The sequence below is a fragment of the Amycolatopsis sp. lyj-108 genome, from assembly GCF_046549005.1.
Classification (GTDB): domain Bacteria; phylum Actinomycetota; class Actinomycetes; order Mycobacteriales; family Pseudonocardiaceae; genus Amycolatopsis.
In genome coordinates this window covers 256,022-273,452 of record NZ_JAJPWQ010000001.1, presented here as the reverse complement: position 1 = coordinate 273,452, position 17,431 = coordinate 256,022, and the positions used below count along the sequence as shown (strand labels likewise).

The window sequence follows — 17,431 nt, the reverse complement described above, 5'->3', positions numbered from 1 at the left end:
CCTGCCCGGAGCACCGGCAGGAGTATCTCGGTTTACGCCGGACGGATCCAGAGGCCAACGGGAGTCATCTCAGCCGATGCCGTTCTCGGCGGCCCATTTCTTCAACTCGGCCACCGCTTCGTCGTGCTCCAGCGGACCGCGGTCGAGCCGCAGTTCCTTCAGGTGCTTCCACGCCTTGCCGACGTCCGGCCCCGGCTTGAGCCCGAGGATCCGCATGATCTCCTCGCCGTTGAGGTCCGGCCGGACCCGGTCGAGGTCCTCCTGCGCCTGGATCGTTTCGATCCGCCGCTCGAGGTCGTCGTAGGTCGCCTGCAGCGCGGCCGCCTTCTTGCGGTTGCGTGTGGTGCAGTCGGCGCGCACCAACTTGTGCAGCCGGGGCAGCAGGTCACCGGCGTCGGTGACGTAGCGCCGCACCGCCGAATCGGTCCATTCGCCCTTGCCGTAGCCGTGGAACCGCAGGTGCAGAAACACGAGCTGGCTGACGTCCTGGACGATCTCCTTCGAGAACTTCAGGGCACGCAAACGTTTGCGGGCCATCTTCGCGCCGACGACCTCGTGATGGTGGAAGCTCACCCCGCCGCCGGGCTGGAACTCGCGCGTCGCGGGCTTGCCGACGTCGTGCAGGAGCGCCGCGAGCCGCAGGATCAGATCCGGCTCCGACGTCGGCTCGTGGGTCTTCTCCAGGTCGATCGCCTGCGCGAGCACGGTCAGCGAGTGCTGGTAGACGTCCTTGTGCTGGTGGTGCTCGTCGATCGCGAGCCGCATGCCGGGCACCTCGGGCAGCACCCGGTCGGCGAGGCGGGTGTCGACCAGCAGCTCGATTCCGGGCCGGGGGTCGTCCGCCAGCAGCAGCTTCGACAGCTCGGCCTGGACACGTTCGGCGGTGATCCGATCGATCTCCTCGGCCATCGACGTCATCGCGTCGATCACCCGCGGCGCCGCGGTGAACCCGAGCTGCGCGGCGAACCGCGCGGCCCGCAGCATGCGCAGCGGGTCGTCGGCGAAGGACTCCTGCGGGGTCGCCGGCGTGTCGAGCACCTGGTCCTGCAGCGCCTGGAGCCCGTCGTACGGGTCGACGAAGGTCTTGTTCGCCAGGTCGATCGCCATCGCGTTGACCGTGAAGTCGCGGCGAAGCAAATCTCCCTCGATGCTGTCGCCGAAGGTGACCTCGGGGTTGCGGCCGACGCGGTCGTAGCTGTCGGCGCGGAACGTGGTGATCTCCAGCGTCATGCCCTGTTTGGTCACGCCGACCGTGCCGAACGCGATACCGACATCCCAGACCGCGTCGCCCCAGGCGCTGACGATCTTGAGCACCTGGTCCGGCCGGGCGTCGGTGGTGAAGTCGAGGTCGTTCGACAGCCTGCGGAGCATCATGTCGCGGACGCTGCCGCCGACGAGGTACAGGCTGTACCCCGCCTTCGCGAAGAGCTTCGCGAGCTCGTCCGCCAACGGGGAGATGCGCATCAGCTCGGTCACGGCGTTCTGCATCGCAGTGCTCTTCCCCGCAATCGCCTGCCCGGCGACCACCTTGTTCACGACAATCCCACCACGATTTGGATGTACTTACTACGGCCGGGCCCAACACGGGCATGGTGAGCCAGCGTACCCGTACCGCCGTTTGCTCTAGCATCGCAGCATGTCTGGATCAGCCGGCCGCTCCGGCGCTTCGAAGCCGGGCCGCCGGCGGAGGCGCAGGCGGGGAAGGCGGCTGACGACGGTCGACGAAACCTCGGCCGGCGGACTCGTCGTCGACGCCGAACGGCTGAACGCCGCGCTGATCGGGCGGCTCGACCGGCACGGCAGACTGCTGTGGTCGCTGCCGAAGGGCCACATCGAGGACGGTGAAACGGTGGAGCAGACAGCGGTGCGCGAGGTGAAGGAAGAGACCGGCATCTCCGCGCGGGTCCTCCAGCCGCTCGGCACCATCGACTACTGGTTCGTGGCCGAACGCCGGCGGGTGCACAAGACAGTGCACCATTTCATCCTGGAATCCACCGGCGGCGAACTTTCGGACGAGGATGTCGAGGTGACCGAGGTCGCCTGGGTACCGCTCGCCGAGCTGGAAACCAAACTCGCCTACTCCGACGAGCGCAAGCTCGTCCGGAAGGCCAAAGAACTCTTCGCGCAGCAACAGCACACCGCCGAGGGAGCACCTGAGTGAAGCGGCTTGCCGCCACTGTCCTGTCGATCCTGTTCCTGGCCTTCTCCGCGTTGCCCGTCGCGGTCGCGCAGGCCCAGGAACAGCCCCGGCTGCGTGTGGACCTCGACGAGTTGAACCCCCGCGTGGTGTCCACGACCTCGACTTCACTCACCGTCACCGGCCGCGTCACCAACGTCGGCGACCGGAAGATCAGCAAGCTGGGCGTCCGACTGCAACTCGGCACCCGGTTGCAGACCGAGCAGCAGATCGGCGACGTCCTCGCGGGCGACAAGTTCAAGGACCTCGCGGCGACGGAGTTCGTCGACCTCGTGCCGGACACCCTGGAACCGGGTCAGAGCGCCGCGCTGAACCTCGCTGTCCCGCTCGGCCAGTCCTCGAAGCTCCAGTTCCCGAAGACCGGCGTGTACCCGCTGCTGGTCAACGTCAACGGCACCCCCGATTTCGGCGGACCGGAACGGCTGGCGGCGGTCACCCTGCTGATGCCGGTGCTCGGCCTCCCCGGCAAGGCACCCGCGTCGCGTCCGCCTTCGGCGCCGTCGGCGAGCCTGCTGTGGCCGATCGCGAACAGCACCGTGCACGTCGTCTCGTCCCCGCTCGGCGGCCCGCTGACCCTGGCGGACGAGCGGCTCGCGGACGAACTGGCCCCCGGCGGACGGCTGGACGCACTGGTCGCGGCGGCACGCGCGGCCGAGGCGGACACCAAGGTCTCGTCGTCGCTGTGCCTGGCCATCGACCCCGACCTGGTCGCGACCGTGGACGGGATGACCCGCGGCTACCAGGTCGCCACCGGCGGCGGACCCGTCCCCGGCAAGGGCGTCGACACCGCGAGGAACTGGCTCGGCCAGCTGAAGGCGCTGGTCGCGGGCCGTTGCGTGGTCACCCTCCCGTTCGCCGACGCCGACCTCACCGCGCTGACGAAGGTCCGGGCCGGCGACGCCACCGACACCGCGCTCCTGGCCAGTGCGGTCGGTGGCGCCGCGACGATCAAGAACCTGCTCGGCATCCAGCCGCAGGACGGCGTGCTCTGGCCCGGCGGCGCCCTCGACGCGCAGACCGTCGAAGCGATCGGCAAGGCAGGCGTCAAGACCGTGCTGACCGATTCGGGCAAGCTCCAGTCCGATTCACCCCTTTCGGGCATGGTCGCCCTCGAAGGCACGGACCTGCGCGCGCAGCCGATCGACGCGCTGATCACGTCCGCGCTGAACGGCTCGGAGTCCACCCAGAACGGGCTCGGCGCCATCGCCTTCCGTGCCGGGCTCGGCGGGCAGACCGGGCAGGAGCGTTCGCAGCTGCTGATCGCGCCGCCGCGGCACTGGGACGCGACCGGCCCCGAACTCACCACGTTCCTGGAGCGAATGGGCGACTTCTACGCCGCGGGCCTCGTCAAGTCGTCGCCACTGCCCGACCTGCTCGGCGAGAGCCCGTCCGGGACGGCGTCGGTCAACTACGACCCGCAGGATCTGACGGCCGCGACCAGCGGCGACGTCACCGCGAAGATGTCGCAGATCGACAACGAGACGCTGGGCCTGTCGTCGGCGATGACGATGGATGCCACCAAACGGGTGAATCCGGCCGACGTGATCGCCCCGGTCCGGCTCGCCCTCATCCGGGCCGCCTCGACGTCGTGGCGTGGCGCGGATGCCGCGACCGTCACCGGCAACGCCCGCGGCGACCTCGACGCGATCCGCGGCCAGGTCACCGTGGAGCGGCCGAAGCAGACGATCGCGCTGGCTTCCGGCGCGTCGCCGCTGCCCGCGTACATCACCAACGGCCTGCCGGTCGGCATCAACGTCCGCACCGTGCTGAAGAACAACGTCGGCCTGCGCCCCACCGAAGCCGTCCCGGAGCGGACCGTCCCGGCCAACGGCGCCGTCAACCAGCTGCTCCCGGTCGAGGCACTCCGGGCCGGCCGGTTCAGCGTCGACGTGTCCCTGACCACGCCCGACGGGACCAGGCTCGGCACCGACGCGCGGTTCGAGCTGACCTCCACCGAGTACGGCGCGATCACCATCATCATCACGATCACCGCGGCCGGCGCGTTGCTGCTGCTCTCGTCCCGCCGGATCTACCGGAGGATCAAGGACTCGCGAGCCGATCCGGCCGGCGAAACCACCCCTCGTGTGACCGAGGACGCACAGGTTTAAGTGTTTCAGGGCGTTGCCGATTACCCTGGGTCGAACGATGCCACCGGGCATCAGGTAGTCGAGCACCGAGGATTGGGCACGCGTTGGAAAGAGAGCCGGGTGTACCGCCCGAGCGTGCAGGCCGTCCCCGGCGCGAAGGCACTCCGCCCCCGCCCCGCCGCACCGATGGTCCGGCACGACGTCCCGAACGTCGTCCACCGCCCCCGCAGCAGCTCCCGCCCGAACGCGGTGAGCGCCCGCGGCGGGCGGTGCCGCCGCCTTCCCAGCAGCCGCCGCCCCCGCCCCAGCAGCCGCCGCCCGACGGCAGGCGTCAACGGGTCGCGGGCCGTCCCGACGACGAAACACGGCGGCTGAGGCCGCCCCAGAACCCGCCGCCGGCGCAGGTGCCGCCGCGGAAGGTGCCCCCGCCGCAGGGGACACCGCCGCCGCCGACCCGGCGTCAGCCGGTTCCGCCGCCGCAGGGACCGCCGCTGCCGCAGCCTGTCCCGTCGACACCGAAGCCGCCGCCGCGCCGTCCGACGACGGCGCCTCAGGCGCTCAACCAGACGCCGCCCCCGCCGCATCGCGGGCGCCGCCAGCCGCCACCGGTCCGCCCGTGGCAGGTCGACCGGCGCGACGAGCCCGACGCGACGCGGTTCATCCCGCGCACCCCCGGCGTCCCGATGGGCTCGCGCTGGCCGGTCGCCGACCCCGACGTCCTCCGCCCGTACGACCAGCTAGCCACGCAGGTCATGCCGGCGATCAAGGACGCGCCGCTGGTCAAACCGCGGCCGGGGCAGACCGGCGAGCAGGATGTCGCCGCCCCGGCGAAGACGCCGTCACTCGCGAAATCCAGCGGCCGGATGGCGATCGCCTCGCTGATCAGCCGGATCACCGGCTTCGCGTGGAAGCTGCTGCTGGTCGCGGCCATCGGCGCCAAGGTCGAGAACGACTCGTTCAACGTCGCCAACACCATGCCGAACATCATCTTCGAACTGCTGATGGGCGGGGTGCTGTCCAGCCTCGTGGTCCCGCTGCTCGTGCGGTCGCAGGACGACAAGGACGGCGGCGAGGCGTACACGCAGCGGCTGGTCACGGTGGCGGGCACGCTGCTGATCGTCGGAACGGCGATCGCGGTCATCGCCGCGCCGCTGATCACCAAGCTCTACGTCGACGACAACGGTGACGCCAATCCCGCGCTGGTCACCGCGTTCGCGTACCTGCTGCTGCCGCAGATCTTCTTCTACGGCGTGTTCGCACTGCTCTCGGCGGTGCTGAACGCGAAGCACATCTTCGGCCCGACGGCATGGGCACCGGTGATCAACAACCTGGTCGTCATCTTCACCATCCTCGTGGTGTGGGTGATGCCGGGGAACATCTCGACCGATCCGGTGTCGATCACCGACCCGAAACTGCTGACGCTCGGCCTCGGCGTGACCGCGGGCATCGTGGCGCAGTCGGTGCTGCTGATCCCGCCGCTGCTGCGGTCCGGGTTCAAGTTCAAATGGCGCTGGGGCATCGACAAGCGCATGAAGGAGTTCGGCGGGCTCGCGCTCTGGACCGTCGGCTACGTCGCGGTCAGCCAGGTCGGCTACACGATCACGACCCGCGTGCTGACCAGCGGTTCGCAGGGCGGTGTGACCGCGTACAGCAACGCGTGGCTGCTCTTCCAGCTGCCGTACGGCGTCATCGGGGTGTCGCTGCTGACCGCGATCATGCCGAGGATGAGCCGCGCGGCCGCGGACGGCGACCACAAGAAGCTGATCGGCGACCTTTCCTACGCGTCACGTATCTCGACGGTGACGCTCTTGCCGATCTCCGCGGTGATGACCGTCGTCGGCGGTTCGGTCGGCATCGCGCTGTTCACCTTGGGCAAGGGCAGGGTCGAGGACGCGTCGCGGATGGGCGAGGCGCTGGCGATCAGCGCGTTCGCGCTGCTGCCGTACGCGCTGGTGATGCTCCAGATGCGGGTGTTCTACTCGATGAAGGACGCGCGGACGCCGGTGCTGATCATGATCGTGATGACCGTGGTGAAGGTGCCGCTGCTCTACCTGTGCCCCGTACTGCTGTCGAAGGACAACATCGTGCTCGGCGTGATGATGGTCAACGGCCTCACGTTCGTCGTCGGCGCGATCCTCGGTCAGGTCTGGCTGTGGGTGACCCTCGGAAATCTCCGGAGCAAGCGGGTTCTCGGGGTGATCCTCTTCACGGTCGCCGCGAGTGTGCTCGGGGTCGGCGCGGCGTGGCTCGCCGGGCAGGTCGTCCCTGACTCGTTCGGGCCTACTTTCCATGCCTGGGTGAAACTTCTCCTGCAGACGGTGGTCGGGATCGCGGTGTCGTTCGGCGTGCTCATGGCCCTCAAAGTCGAGGAATTGAAGCCCGCCACGGACAGGATCACCCGGTTGATCAAGCGCGGGTAACGATTCACGTACGGATGGCGCGCGTTCACGGGTCGTATTCTGGGTACCCTCGGGGCGGGAGCTACGCGGGAGAGTGCGGTGGATACGAGACGGAGCGAACAGGCAGGGGAGGCGAGCCAGGTGGGCATCCGGGCCCAAGGCGGGTCGCTGGCCCCTGGCCGGGTCGTCGGAGACGGCCGGTATCGCCTGCTCGCACAGTTCGGGGTGGACGAAAGAGCCGCCGCGCATCTTTGGCGAGCGCGCGACGGGCAGCTGAAGCGTGATGTGGCGCTGACGCTGCTGGTCGGCGATCCGGCGGACGCGGAGGCCGCGAGGCTCGCGCGCCGGACGCTGGAGCGTGCCGCGCACGCTTCGAAGTTCGGCCACGGCGGGGTCGCGCGCGTCCTCGACGTGCTGAGCCTCGGCAGCGGCGTCACCTCGAGCGAAGGTCTGCTCGGTGTCGTCGTGGCGGAATGGACCAAGGGCAGCGACCTGGTCGACCTCGTGGCACAGCGCCCGGTGGCGCCCGCCGCGGCGGCCCGGATGGTGCAGGCGCTGGCGGAAGCCGTCGACCACGCCCATCAGAACGGTCTCGTCCTCGGCCTCGACCATCCGCAGCGCCTGCGGCTCACCCCGGACGGCGCGCTGAAGCTCGCCTTCCCTGGCCCGCTGCCCGAAGCGACCCTTCGCGACGACGTCAAAGCGCTCGGCGCGGTCCTGTACCTGCTGCTGACCGGCCGCTGGGCCCTTCCCGGCGGTCCCGCCGCGATCCCGGCGGCGCCGCACGCGCCGACCGGCCGCGTCATCCCGCCGCGGTCACTGGTCCCGACGGTGCCGGTCGAGCTGTCCTCGCTCGCCGTCCGCACCATCGAGGACGGCGGCCACGGCGGCATCCGCACCAGCGCGGCCATCCTGCGCGTGCTGGACCAGGTCGCCGAAGCCGAAGAGCGCACGCAGCTGATCAAGGCCGTCGGCGAGGAAGAGGCCGTGGCCGAACCGGACGGCACGGTCTGGACGACGAAGAAGCCGGTCAAGGACGTCGCGCGGCGCAAGAAGCTGGCGTTCGGCGTGACCGTGCTGGTCGTCGCGACCGTGGTCATCCTCGCCTGGGGCGGGATGATGCTGATCAACCTGTTCCAAGGCGAATCGAAGTCCAGCGGTCCGCAGATCAACGTCGCCGCGCCCTCGTCTTCACAGGTCGCGCCGCCCTCCGGCGAGCAGCCGCCGCCCGCCCAGCAGAAGCCGTCCCCGGCCGTGGGTGCCGCGGTGAAGCCGTCGGCCGTCACCGTGTTCAACCCGGGCAGCAAGGGCGACAGCCCCGGCCGCGCCAAGAACACCACCGACGGCGACGCGGGCACCTCGTGGAAGACCGACCAGTACGACAAGCAGTTCCCGGTGCTCAAGGACGGCGTCGGACTGGTCGTGACCTTCAAGGACCCGATCACCCTCAGCCAGCTCAAGATCGACTCGGCGAGCCCCGGCTCGAAGGTCGAGATCCGCTCCGCCGACAAGAAGAACCCGAAGCTCGACGAGACCAAGGTCGTCGGGACGGGGGACCTCGCGGCGGGCGAGTCGACCATCGCTTTGCAGCAGCCTCAGCAGGGTCAGTACTTCATCATCTGGATCACTCAGCTGGGTGAAGACGACGGCGGAAAGTTCGTCACCGAACTCAAAGAGCTGACCTTCCTGCCTGCGGGGTGACTCGGGACACCGGGTCAGTAGGCTCTCCCGGGTGACAGCTGCAGCTCCAACGGACGCGGATCTCATCGCGGCGCATGCCGCCGGCGACCCGCGCGCGTTCAGTGAACTGGTCCAGCGACATCGAGACCGCATGTGGGCGGTAGCCCTGCGCACCTTGCGGGACCCGGAAGAAGCCGCGGACGCCCTGCAGGACGCGTTCATCTCCGCGTTCCGAGCAGCGGGCAATTTCAGAGCGGAATCGCAGGTGACGACGTGGTTGCACCGCATCGTCGTCAACGCCTGCCTCGACCGCATCCGGCGGGGCAAGGCCAGGCCGACCGTTCCGCTGCCCGAGACCGGGCAGTTCAACGAGCCGGCTTCCCCGCGTGACTCGATGTCCGAACGCGAGACGAGCCTCGTCGTCAAGGAAGCCCTCGACCAGCTTCCCGAAGAGCAACGTGCCCCGATCGTGTTGGTCGACGTCGAGGGATACTCCGTCGCTGAGACGGCGAAGATGCTCGGCATCGCGGAAGGCACGGTCAAGAGCCGATGTGCCCGAGGTCGCGGAAAGCTCGCGAAGGTTCTCGGACATCTACGGAACCCCGATGCGATTGCGAACGTCCCAACTCACGAAAGCAAACGAGAGCGCGCTACCCCGCAACGGGGTGCCAGGCGTCCTCAGGGCACGCCGGGTGACGGGGAGGGACGATGACAGACGAGAGCAGGGGGATCGGTGGGACCGTCGGTCCGCCGTGGTCTGTCGATGTGCTCGCCGACCTGCACGCAGGTGTGCTGGACGAGCGAGAGGCGGCCGAACTGTGGCCGCTGGTGAACGCCGACCCCGAAGCACTGGCGATCATCGAAGCACTCGAAGCGACCACGGCCGACCTCGCGGAACTCGCGAACGAGCCGGTCGCTCCGATGCCCGCGGAGTTCGCGGCACGGATCGACGCCGCGCTGGCCGCCGAGATGCGGGTGACGCCTGCGTTTCAAGGCGCATCTGAAGGGCAGCAGGAACAGGCCACCCCGGTGGTGGACCTCGCGGCCGCACGGCGGCGGCGGAACAAGCGGATCGGCTGGGGCGCCGGGATAGCGACCGTGGCCGCGGCGGCCATCGCCGCCGTCGCGATCGTCGTGCCCACCACGCAGCAGTCGACGCCGGGCGGCGGCGTCGCGCAGCCTCCTCCCGCCCCCAGCGGCCCTTCGGTCGGCGGAGACGGCGGAGGAGCCGAAGCGCTCGTCGGCAAGGCGATCGGCGTCCGCGACTTCGGCTCGCTGAAGACCGAAGAGCGGCTCGACGCCTGTGTCGCCGCGGCCGGAATGGACGCCGACGTGCGGCCGGAGGGCATCCGGCCGGTGAACGTCGCGGGCAAGGACGGCGTGATGGTGATCTACACGACAGGCAAGCTCGCCCAGTTCCGCATCGTCGCCTTCGGTGCCGACTGCGGTCCTGGCAACCCAGCGATCCTCTTCGACAAAATCATCGGACAGAAGTAGCCGACCGAAACCTCACTGGTCCCTCGCTCCCCACCAGCCCCATTTCGGGGGGAGCGAGGGACCTTTGCTATCGCGCTAGCTTTCCTAGCGGCGCTAGAGGTCGGATCTACGTCGTGTCGCAAGGCGGGAGAAAGTAGCGCCGGTCACCACGGGAACACCGGCCCCTACGATCGTGTTGAGCCTGGTGAACAGGTCACTACGAGCGGAGGTCACGGGTGGCTGCCGAGGAGATCAGGAACCTGATCGTTGTTGGGTCGGGTCCTGCGGGTTACACCGCCGCTGTCTACGCGGCACGAGCGCAGCTCGAACCGCTGGTGTTCGAGGGCACTCAGTTCGGCGGTGCGCTGATGACGACGACGGAGGTCGAGAACTTCCCCGGCTTCCGCGAAGGCATCCAGGGTCCCGACCTCATGGAAGAGATGCGCGAGCAGGCCAAGCGTTTCGGCGCCGACCTGCGCCAGGAGGACGTCGAGTCCGTCGAGCTGACCGGTGACGTCAAGTACGTCGTCGCGAACGGCAAGCGTTACGCCGCCCGTTCGGTCGTGCTCGCGATGGGCGCCGCCGCGCGCTACCTGAACGTCCCGGGCGAGCAGGAGCTGCTCGGCCGCGGCGTCTCCGCCTGCGCCACTTGCGACGGTTTCTTCTTCCGCGACCACGACATCGTGGTCGCCGGCGGCGGCGACTCCGCGATGGAGGAGGCGACCTTCCTGACGAAGTTCGCCAAGTCCGTCACGATCGTCCACCGTCGCGAGGAGTTCCGTGCCTCCAAGATCATGCTGGAGCGCGCCCGCGAGAACGACAAGATCAAGTGGGCGCTCAACAAGCAGATCACCGAGGTCGAGGGCGAGGGCAAGGTCGAGGGCCTCAAGCTCAAGGACACGGTGACCGGCGAAGAGTCGAAGCTGGACGTGACCGGGTTCTTCGTCGCGATCGGTCACGATCCGCGCAGCGAACTGGTGCGTGGTCAGGTGGACCTCGACGAGGACGGTTACGTGCTCACCCAGGGCCGGACCTCGTACACGAACCTTCCGGGTGTTTTCGCGGCGGGCGACCTGGTCGACCGCACGTACCGGCAGGCGATCACCGCCGCGGGCTCGGGCTGCGCCGCGGCGATCGACGCGGAACGATGGCTGGCGGAGCACGCCGGTGTCGAGACCGCCCAGGAAACCCCTGAGCTGGTCGGCGGCGGCTACGGCGCCACCACCAACTGACTTTTCCCACACCGGAGTTTCACCACCCAGAAGGAGACACCATGGCCAACACCGTGACGGTGACCGACAAGACGTTCGTCGACGACGTGCTGACGAGCGAGAAGCCCGTGCTGGTCGACTTCTGGGCCACCTGGTGCGGTCCGTGCAAGATGGTCGCCCCGGTGCTCGAGGAGATCGCGGCGGAGAACGGCGACAAGCTGACCATCGCGAAGCTCGACATCGACGCCAACCCGAACACTGCGCGTGACTACCAGGTGATGTCGATCCCGACGCTGATCCTGTTCCAGGGCGGCAAGCCGGTGAAACAGATCGTCGGCGCCAAGCCGAAGGCCGCGCTGCTGTCGGACCTTGCCGACATCCTCTGATCTCGCGTTTCACCAGCCGAAACCCGGGGCCTGCCCAGGCTCCGGGTTTCGTCGTTCGGCAGACTGGGTAAATCTCAGCGTTACGGGTACGCCTGGACGAGTTCCACGAACGGGCGCTTGACGCACCGACCGGGCCTCCGCGCTCACCGAGAGTTCACAGGGCACAATAGAGCACCGGGGTTCGCCCCGCAGGGTTTTCAGAGTCGTGCATCGAGCTCGATCGGTGCCCCAAAGGGAAGAGCGAGGAGTGCATGCGGGTACTCCGCCGCGGTGACGCCGGACCGGACGTCGCCGAGATCAGGTCCACGCTGGCGGCGATGGAGCTGCTCCCGCCGGTGACCGAATCCGGGGAGTACGAGGTCTTCGACACGGCGATGGAACATGCCGTGCGGGCGTTCCAGCAGCGCCGTGGGCTCATCACCGACGGTCTGGTGGGTCCTGCGACCTACCAGGCGCTTCGCGGCGCAGGCTTCCACCTGGGCAGCCGCCCGCTCACCTACATGTTCTCCGCTCCCATGCAGGGCGACGACGTCTTCGCGCTTCAGGAACGGCTGACCGAACTCGGTTTCGACGCCGGCCGCCCGGACGGGCACTTCGGTCCCCAGACCGAACGCGCGCTCAAGACCTTCCAGCGCGACATGCGCCTGGTTTCCGACGGTATGTGCGGCCCGGCCACGATCCGCGAACTGCACCGGCTCTCCTCGCCGCGTGCGCGCGGCGGCCGTCCCGTCTTCCTGCGCGAGCAGGAGCAGGTGCGGCAGGCGGGCCCGCGGCTGCGCGGCAAGCGCATCGTGATCGACCCCGGCCACGGCGGCGACGACCTCGGTGTCGTCGCCAGCGGTCTGCGTGAAGCGGACATCGCCTGGGACCTCGCGCGGCGGCTCGAAGGCCGGATGCAGGCCACGGGCATGGAGGCGTTGATCTCGCGCGGCCCGAACCAGAGCCCGACCGAGGGTGAGCGGGCGAAGTTCGCGAACGAAGCGGGCGCCGACCTGTTCCTTTCGCTGCACAACGACAAGAACCCCTCGCCCAAGGCGCAAGGGGTCGCGAGCTTCCACTTCGGCACCGGCAACGGCGCCACGTCGACCGTCGGTGAGCTGCTGGCGGGCTTCATCCAGCGCGAGCTGGCCGCCCGCACCGGCATGCTCGACTGCCGCACGCACTACAAGACCTGGGAGATCTTCACCCGCACCCGCTGCCCGGCGGTGCGGATCGAGATCGGCTACCTGACCAACCCGGAAGACAGCCGCAAACTGTCGGACCCGGCTTTCCGCGACGTCGTCGCCGAAGGCATCCTGGTCGCCGTAAAGCGCCTGTATCTCCTCGGTGAAGGGGACCAGCCGACAGGCACGTTCACCTTCGCGGACGTCCTGGCCCACGAACTCGCCAAAGCGGAGTAGCCAGTCCTCCACACCCGCACGCGAGCGCACATCCCCCTGCCGACACCCTCGGCACAACCGGTTGTGTCACCCCTCGCCGGACCACGCCACCCCTAGCCCCACCCGGCGCGCAGCCCCCGCCCTTCCCGGGGGGCGTCCCCAGGTCCAGCCTACCCATCCACAGATTTTCCACCGCTCCTATCAGCGATCTGTGGATAACTCGGCGGGTTACCCACAGCTGTCCCCAAGGCAGGGGATGGCTGCTGCGCGTACCCGGAAACTCTGCTAAAGCGGCTCACGCGAGCGCTAGGAACGGTCCTTTCCTTGCGAATTTCGCAAGGAAAGGACCGTTCATGGCAAGCGGAAGGTAGCCGTCCGAAAAGGCGGAGAAGGTCAGGCGCGGCCCATGCTCGGCTCGGCCGTCGTGATGGAGACCTGGCCGAGCAGCCGTTCGAGGGCCGCCTCCACGTCTTCCTTCCACGAGATCGCCGACCGCAGTTCCAGTCGCAGCCGCGGCCACCGCGGATGCGGCCGCACGGTCTTGAAGCCCACACTTTGCAGGAACGCGGCGGGCAGCACGCAGCTGTGTCCGCCGTCCGGATCGGTCTCGTCGGGCTTGGCGTCACCGAAGGCCTCGATCGCGCGGACCCCGCGTTTGGTCAGATCCTTCGCGACGGCCTGCACCAGCATCCGGCCGAGTCCGCCACCTTGGAATTCGGGGAGGATCTGGAAGGCGGTCAGCAGAACCGCGTCCGGACCGGGCGGTGAAGTCGGGAAGGCCAGCGAACGCGGCACGGCGTTCGGCGGCGCGTACAGCACGAAACCGACCGGCAGGGTGTCGCTGTAGACGATCCGGCCGCAGGAGCCCCACTCCAGCAGCACGCTGGAGACCCAGGCTTCCTTTTCGACCTCTGTCGCGCCGTACTCCTCGGCCTGCGCCTTCAAATGCGGCGCCAGCTCCCAGTACACGCAGCGGCGGCAGCTCTTGGGCAGATGTTCGAGGTTGTCCAGGGTTACGCCCACGACGCGACGCGACACCGACAAACCTCCCTGAACGACGACACCCGACGCAGCCCTGTCCCGAGCAGGACTCACTGAAGGGGACCTGACCGAGGATAGGCCGATGTGATGAACACCGGAAGGCCAGGGCCCCTCAAGGGAGGGTGGTTACACTCGATGGAACTACCAGTCGGTAGCGACTATGTCCACTTCGAAGCACGGGTGAAGCGCCTGATGACCGAGAATCGCCCTGTCCGGCCGGAGCCCGGCCGACACAACCTCGACCCTCATCTCGACCGCTACGCCGCGCGTACGGCCGGGATGACTGCCTCCGAGATCAGGGCCTTGTTCGCGGTCGCCAGTCGCCCCGAGGTGGTGTCGCTCGCCGGCGGGATGCCGAACCTCGCCGCGCTCCCGTTGGACACGTTGTCCGGGCAGGTCGGCGAACTGATCGCCGAAGAGGGCCTGGTCGCGCTCCAGTACGGGTCCGCGCACGGCGTCCCGTCGCTGCGCGAGCAGATCTGCGAAATCATGGCCCTCGAAGGCATCAAGGCCCACCCGGACGACGTCGTCGTGACGGTCGGCTCCCAGATGGGGCTCGACATGGTCACCCGGCTTTTCTGCGACCCGGGTGACGTCATCATCGCCGAGGGCCCCTCGTACGTCGGCGCGCTCGGCTCTTTCGCCGCCTACCAGGCGAACGTCGTCCACGTCGCGATGGACGACCACGGCCTGGTCCCCGAGGGGCTGCGTGCCGCGCTCGCGGAGACCCGGAAAGCGGGTCGCCGGGTCAAGTTCCTCTACACGATCCCCAACTTCCACAACCCCGGCGGCGTCACGCTGGCCGTCGAGCGACGTGCGGAAATCGTGGAGATCTGCCGCGAAAACGATATCCTCATCGTCGAAGACAACCCGTACGGTCTGCTCGGCTTCAGCGGGCAGACGTATCCGGCGCTCCGCTCGATCGACCCCGACAACGTCGTGTACCTGGGCTCGTTCTCGAAGACCTTCGCCTCCGGGCTGCGGGTCGGCTGGGTGCTCGCGCCGCACGCCGTCCGGGAGAAACTCGTGCTCGCTGCCGAGTCCGCGACCCTTTGTCCGCCCACGCTTAACCAGTTGATCGTGTCGCGATACCTCTCGACTCACGACTGGATGGGTCAGATCAAGACCTTCCGCGAGAACTACCGGGAGCGCCGGGACGCGATCCTGTCCGCGCTCGATCAGCACATGCCCGCCGGGTGCAGCTGGACCAAACCCGATGGCGGTTTCTATGTCTGGATGACCGTCCCGGAAGGCGTGGACACGAAGGCGATGCTGCCGCGAGCCGTCACGGCCCGGGTCGCGTACGCCTCCGGAACCGGTTTCTACGCCGACGGATTCGGCAGCAGACAACTTCGTCTTTCCTACTGCTACCCGACACCCGAGCGGATCCGCGAAGGCGTCCGACGGCTCGCCGCGGTGCTCGAGTCCGAAATGGACCTCGCGCGTACCTTCGGTAACGCGAGCCCCCGTTCGATCTCGGGGCCGCAGAACCCCTCTCCGGACACGGTCTGATCGACCGGACGTCCCATAGACACATAAGGAGTCCTCGGTGGTCGACCGCACCGTTGCCGTACTCGCAGGTGGACTTTCCCACGAACGCGATGTCTCTCTCCGCTCCGGGCGCCGGCTCTCGGTCGCGCTGCGGTCGGAAGGTCTCATCGTCGAAGAGTGGGACACCGACGCGGGCTTGCTCGAACGCCTTCGCACCCAGCGCCCCGACGCGGCCATCGTCGCCCTTCACGGCGGTGAAGGGGAGAACGGCGCGGTGCAGACGGTGCTGGAGATGCTCGACGTGCCTTATGTCGGCACCAGTTCGCAGGGCTGCCGTCGCGCCTGGGACAAGCCGACGGCCAAGGCGCTCGTCGCCGACGCGGGCTTCACCACGCCGGACTGGGTCGTGTTGCCGCACAGCACCTTCCGCGAACTCGGTGCGCAAGCCGTACTGGACGCGATGGTCGACACCTTGGGCTTGCCCCTGATCCTCAAGCCCGACCAGGGCGGTTCGGCGCTGGGCGCCCAGGTCGTCAAGGACGCCGCGGAGATGCCCGGTGCGATGGTCGGCTGCTTCGCGTACGGCGACACGGTCCTCGCCGAGAAGTTCGTATCCGGCGTCGAGGTGGCCGTGACGGTCATCGAAGGCGAAGAGGGCCCCGAGGCACTGCCCGCGGTCGAGATCGTCCCGGAGAGCGGCGTGTACGACTACACCGCCCGCTATACCGCCGGGCTGACCGATTTCTTCACTCCCGCACGGATCCCCGACGACGCCGCCAAGGCGGTCGGCGAACTGGCCGTCGCCGTACACCGGCAGCTCGGGCTTCGCGACATCTCACGCACCGACGCCGTGGTCGCCGAAGACGGCACGGTCTATTTCCTCGCGGTGAACCTGTCGCCGGGCCTGACCGAGACGTCGATCGTTCCGGTCGCGATCGAGGCGGCCGGTGCCACCCTCGGATCGGTCTTCGCCGGCCTCGTCGGACGAGCGATCGCACGCAAGAGCTGAGTCTGATCGACGAAGGGGACTTGCCCGGTGCGGGCGAGTTCCCTTTTCATTTCCGGGCTACGGCGACGATCTGGTGCTCATCTTCGTAGATGACCCGACCCGGGTTCGCCGACCAGACGGCCTCGCACGGGACCTCGTGCGTCTCCAGGATCGACAAGTAGCCGTCGACCCGCTCGATGAAGACACGAGCGGTCGCTTTGAACCACGCCGCGGCCCCGGGATTCACGTCCACGTCATAGACGCTCGGGTCGGCGTGCGCTGGGTTAGTGAAGTTCCTGTCGAACCAATCATTGCTCGTCCGGCGAAAGGTTGCCTGCTCGACCGTGAGGCGCCCAGTCAGCGCGAGGCCGTTGACGAGACCGAAGACCCCGGTGAAGGTTCCCCGCTCATTGCGAATCGGACTCTGGAAGCGGACGAAGGGCAGGCCGGTCATCGCCGGGGCCAGCCGCGCACCCATGCCAGCAGTTCTTCGTCGCGCAGCGAGCCGATCACGACATCGGCGGGGAAGTCCTGCTGCCGCAACGTGGGCACCCCGATGACGGGTAGCCCGGCCGCTCGCGCCGACCGCAGGCCGGTCATCGAGTCCTCGAACGCCAGCGCGTCGGCGGGCTCGACGTTCAAGAGAGCGCACGCGGTCAAGTACATCTCCGGATCGGGCTTTGGCGCGGCCACCTCGTCGGCGGCCAGTTTCACGGGAAACATCGCCGAAAGTCCGCCGCGGCTGAGAGCGGCGTCCAGCAGGGCTCGGGGCGAGTTGCTCGCGACGGCGACCGGGACGGCGGCTGCGGTCAGTTCGACCAACTCGCACGCGCCGGGCACCGCCTCCGCCTTCGCGGTGACGACCTCGGTCACCAACCTCAGCAACTCGTCCGCGATCTCGGCGCCGCCGCCGGGTTCGCCGAACGCCTTCGCCATCGCGTCGGCGGCGGCCGGTAGCGACTTGCCGATCACCAACGCCTTCTCGTCCGGACCGAACGGCAGACCTCGCCGCGCGAACAGTTCGGTCTCGGCGACCGACCAACACGGCTCGGTGTCCATGAGCAATCCGTCGCAGTCGAAGACCACCGCGCGGGGA

The 17,431-nt window shown here is 68.6% G+C and carries 16 protein-coding genes; 12 read left to right on the top strand and 4 right to left on the bottom strand.

The window, feature by feature from the left end; all coding sequences use genetic code 11:
- Positions 1 to 69: 69 nt before the first annotated feature.
- On the bottom strand, positions 70 to 1,488 hold the full coding sequence (locus ACLJO0_RS01345; protein WP_410576941.1) for a CCA tRNA nucleotidyltransferase: 1,419 nt from the start codon (positions 1,486 to 1,488) through the stop codon (positions 70 to 72).
- 148 nt (positions 1,489 to 1,636) lie between these two features.
- On the opposite strand from ACLJO0_RS01345, the gene ACLJO0_RS01340 reads away from it, so the two are divergent.
- The 10 genes from ACLJO0_RS01340 (at position 1,637) to ACLJO0_RS01295 (ending at position 12,836) form a co-directional block, all read left to right on the top strand.
- Complete coding sequence (locus ACLJO0_RS01340) at positions 1,637 to 2,161, top strand: NUDIX hydrolase (RefSeq protein ID WP_410576211.1); 525 nt, start codon at positions 1,637 to 1,639, stop codon at positions 2,159 to 2,161.
- Complete coding sequence (locus ACLJO0_RS01335) at positions 2,158 to 4,305, top strand: DUF6049 family protein (RefSeq protein WP_410576210.1); 2,148 nt, start codon at positions 2,158 to 2,160, stop codon at positions 4,303 to 4,305. The genes ACLJO0_RS01340 and ACLJO0_RS01335 overlap by 4 nt, the downstream gene beginning before the upstream one ends.
- A gap of 99 nt (positions 4,306 to 4,404) precedes the next feature.
- Positions 4,405 to 4,659: a hypothetical protein gene (locus ACLJO0_RS01330; RefSeq protein WP_410576209.1), complete on the top strand. Its 255-nt coding sequence runs from the start codon at positions 4,405 to 4,407 to the stop codon at positions 4,657 to 4,659.
- Between the two features lie 308 nt (positions 4,660 to 4,967).
- Entirely contained in the window at positions 4,968 to 6,704 is a 1,737-nt protein-coding gene (gene murJ, locus ACLJO0_RS01325) for a murein biosynthesis integral membrane protein MurJ (protein ID WP_410576940.1), read from the top strand.
- A 120-nt stretch (positions 6,705 to 6,824) separates the two neighbouring features.
- On the top strand, positions 6,825 to 8,384 hold the full coding sequence (locus ACLJO0_RS01320) for a protein kinase family protein (RefSeq protein WP_410576939.1): 1,560 nt from the start codon (positions 6,825 to 6,827) through the stop codon (positions 8,382 to 8,384).
- Between the two features lie 31 nt (positions 8,385 to 8,415).
- Positions 8,416 to 9,075, top strand: coding sequence for an RNA polymerase sigma factor SigM (gene sigM / locus ACLJO0_RS01315; protein ID WP_276365453.1), 660 nt, complete (start codon positions 8,416 to 8,418; stop codon positions 9,073 to 9,075).
- Positions 9,072 to 9,860: a hypothetical protein gene (locus ACLJO0_RS01310; protein WP_410576208.1), complete on the top strand. Its 789-nt coding sequence runs from the start codon at positions 9,072 to 9,074 to the stop codon at positions 9,858 to 9,860. The genes sigM and ACLJO0_RS01310 overlap by 4 nt, the downstream gene beginning before the upstream one ends.
- 215 nt (positions 9,861 to 10,075) lie before the next feature.
- Entirely contained in the window at positions 10,076 to 11,071 is a 996-nt protein-coding gene (trxB, locus tag ACLJO0_RS01305; RefSeq protein WP_410576207.1) for a thioredoxin-disulfide reductase, read from the top strand.
- A gap of 41 nt (positions 11,072 to 11,112) precedes the next feature.
- Positions 11,113 to 11,436 carry a thioredoxin gene (trxA, locus tag ACLJO0_RS01300; protein WP_410576206.1) on the top strand — a complete coding sequence of 108 codons (324 nt, stop codon included), beginning with the start codon at positions 11,113 to 11,115 and terminating at the stop codon, positions 11,434 to 11,436.
- A gap of 251 nt (positions 11,437 to 11,687) precedes the next feature.
- Positions 11,688 to 12,836 (top strand): N-acetylmuramoyl-L-alanine amidase, encoded by a 1,149-nt coding sequence (locus ACLJO0_RS01295; RefSeq protein WP_410576205.1) that lies wholly within the window; start codon positions 11,688 to 11,690, stop codon positions 12,834 to 12,836.
- A 372-nt stretch (positions 12,837 to 13,208) separates the two neighbouring features.
- Here the strand turns inward: ACLJO0_RS01295 and ACLJO0_RS01290 are convergent, their stop codons facing one another.
- On the bottom strand, positions 13,209 to 13,853 hold the full coding sequence (locus ACLJO0_RS01290) for a GNAT family N-acetyltransferase (protein WP_125781532.1): 645 nt from the start codon (positions 13,851 to 13,853) through the stop codon (positions 13,209 to 13,211).
- Positions 13,854 to 14,048: 195 nt separating this feature from the next.
- Here ACLJO0_RS01290 and ACLJO0_RS01285 point away from each other — a divergent pair, with 195 nt between their 5' ends.
- Positions 14,049 to 15,368, top strand: a complete 1,320-nt coding sequence (locus ACLJO0_RS01285; RefSeq protein WP_125790686.1) for a PLP-dependent aminotransferase family protein — start codon at positions 14,049 to 14,051, stop codon at positions 15,366 to 15,368.
- Between the two features lie 37 nt (positions 15,369 to 15,405).
- Entirely contained in the window at positions 15,406 to 16,356 is a 951-nt protein-coding gene (locus ACLJO0_RS01280; RefSeq protein ID WP_410576204.1) for a D-alanine--D-alanine ligase, read from the top strand.
- Positions 16,357 to 16,402: 46 nt separating this feature from the next.
- On the opposite strand, the gene ACLJO0_RS01275 is transcribed toward ACLJO0_RS01280, so the two are convergent.
- Together ACLJO0_RS01275 and ACLJO0_RS01270 are read right to left on the bottom strand one after the other, a co-directional pair.
- The gene (locus ACLJO0_RS01275; RefSeq protein ID WP_410576203.1) at positions 16,403 to 16,813 is read right to left on the bottom strand and encodes a hypothetical protein; all 411 of its coding nucleotides are present in this window, start codon (positions 16,811 to 16,813) and stop codon (positions 16,403 to 16,405) included.
- Complete coding sequence (locus tag ACLJO0_RS01270; protein ID WP_410576938.1) at positions 16,786 to 17,421, bottom strand: HAD family hydrolase; 636 nt, start codon at positions 17,419 to 17,421, stop codon at positions 16,786 to 16,788. Before ACLJO0_RS01270 ends, ACLJO0_RS01275 begins: the two co-directional genes overlap by 28 nt.
- Between the last annotated feature and the right edge of the window lie 10 nt (positions 17,422 to 17,431).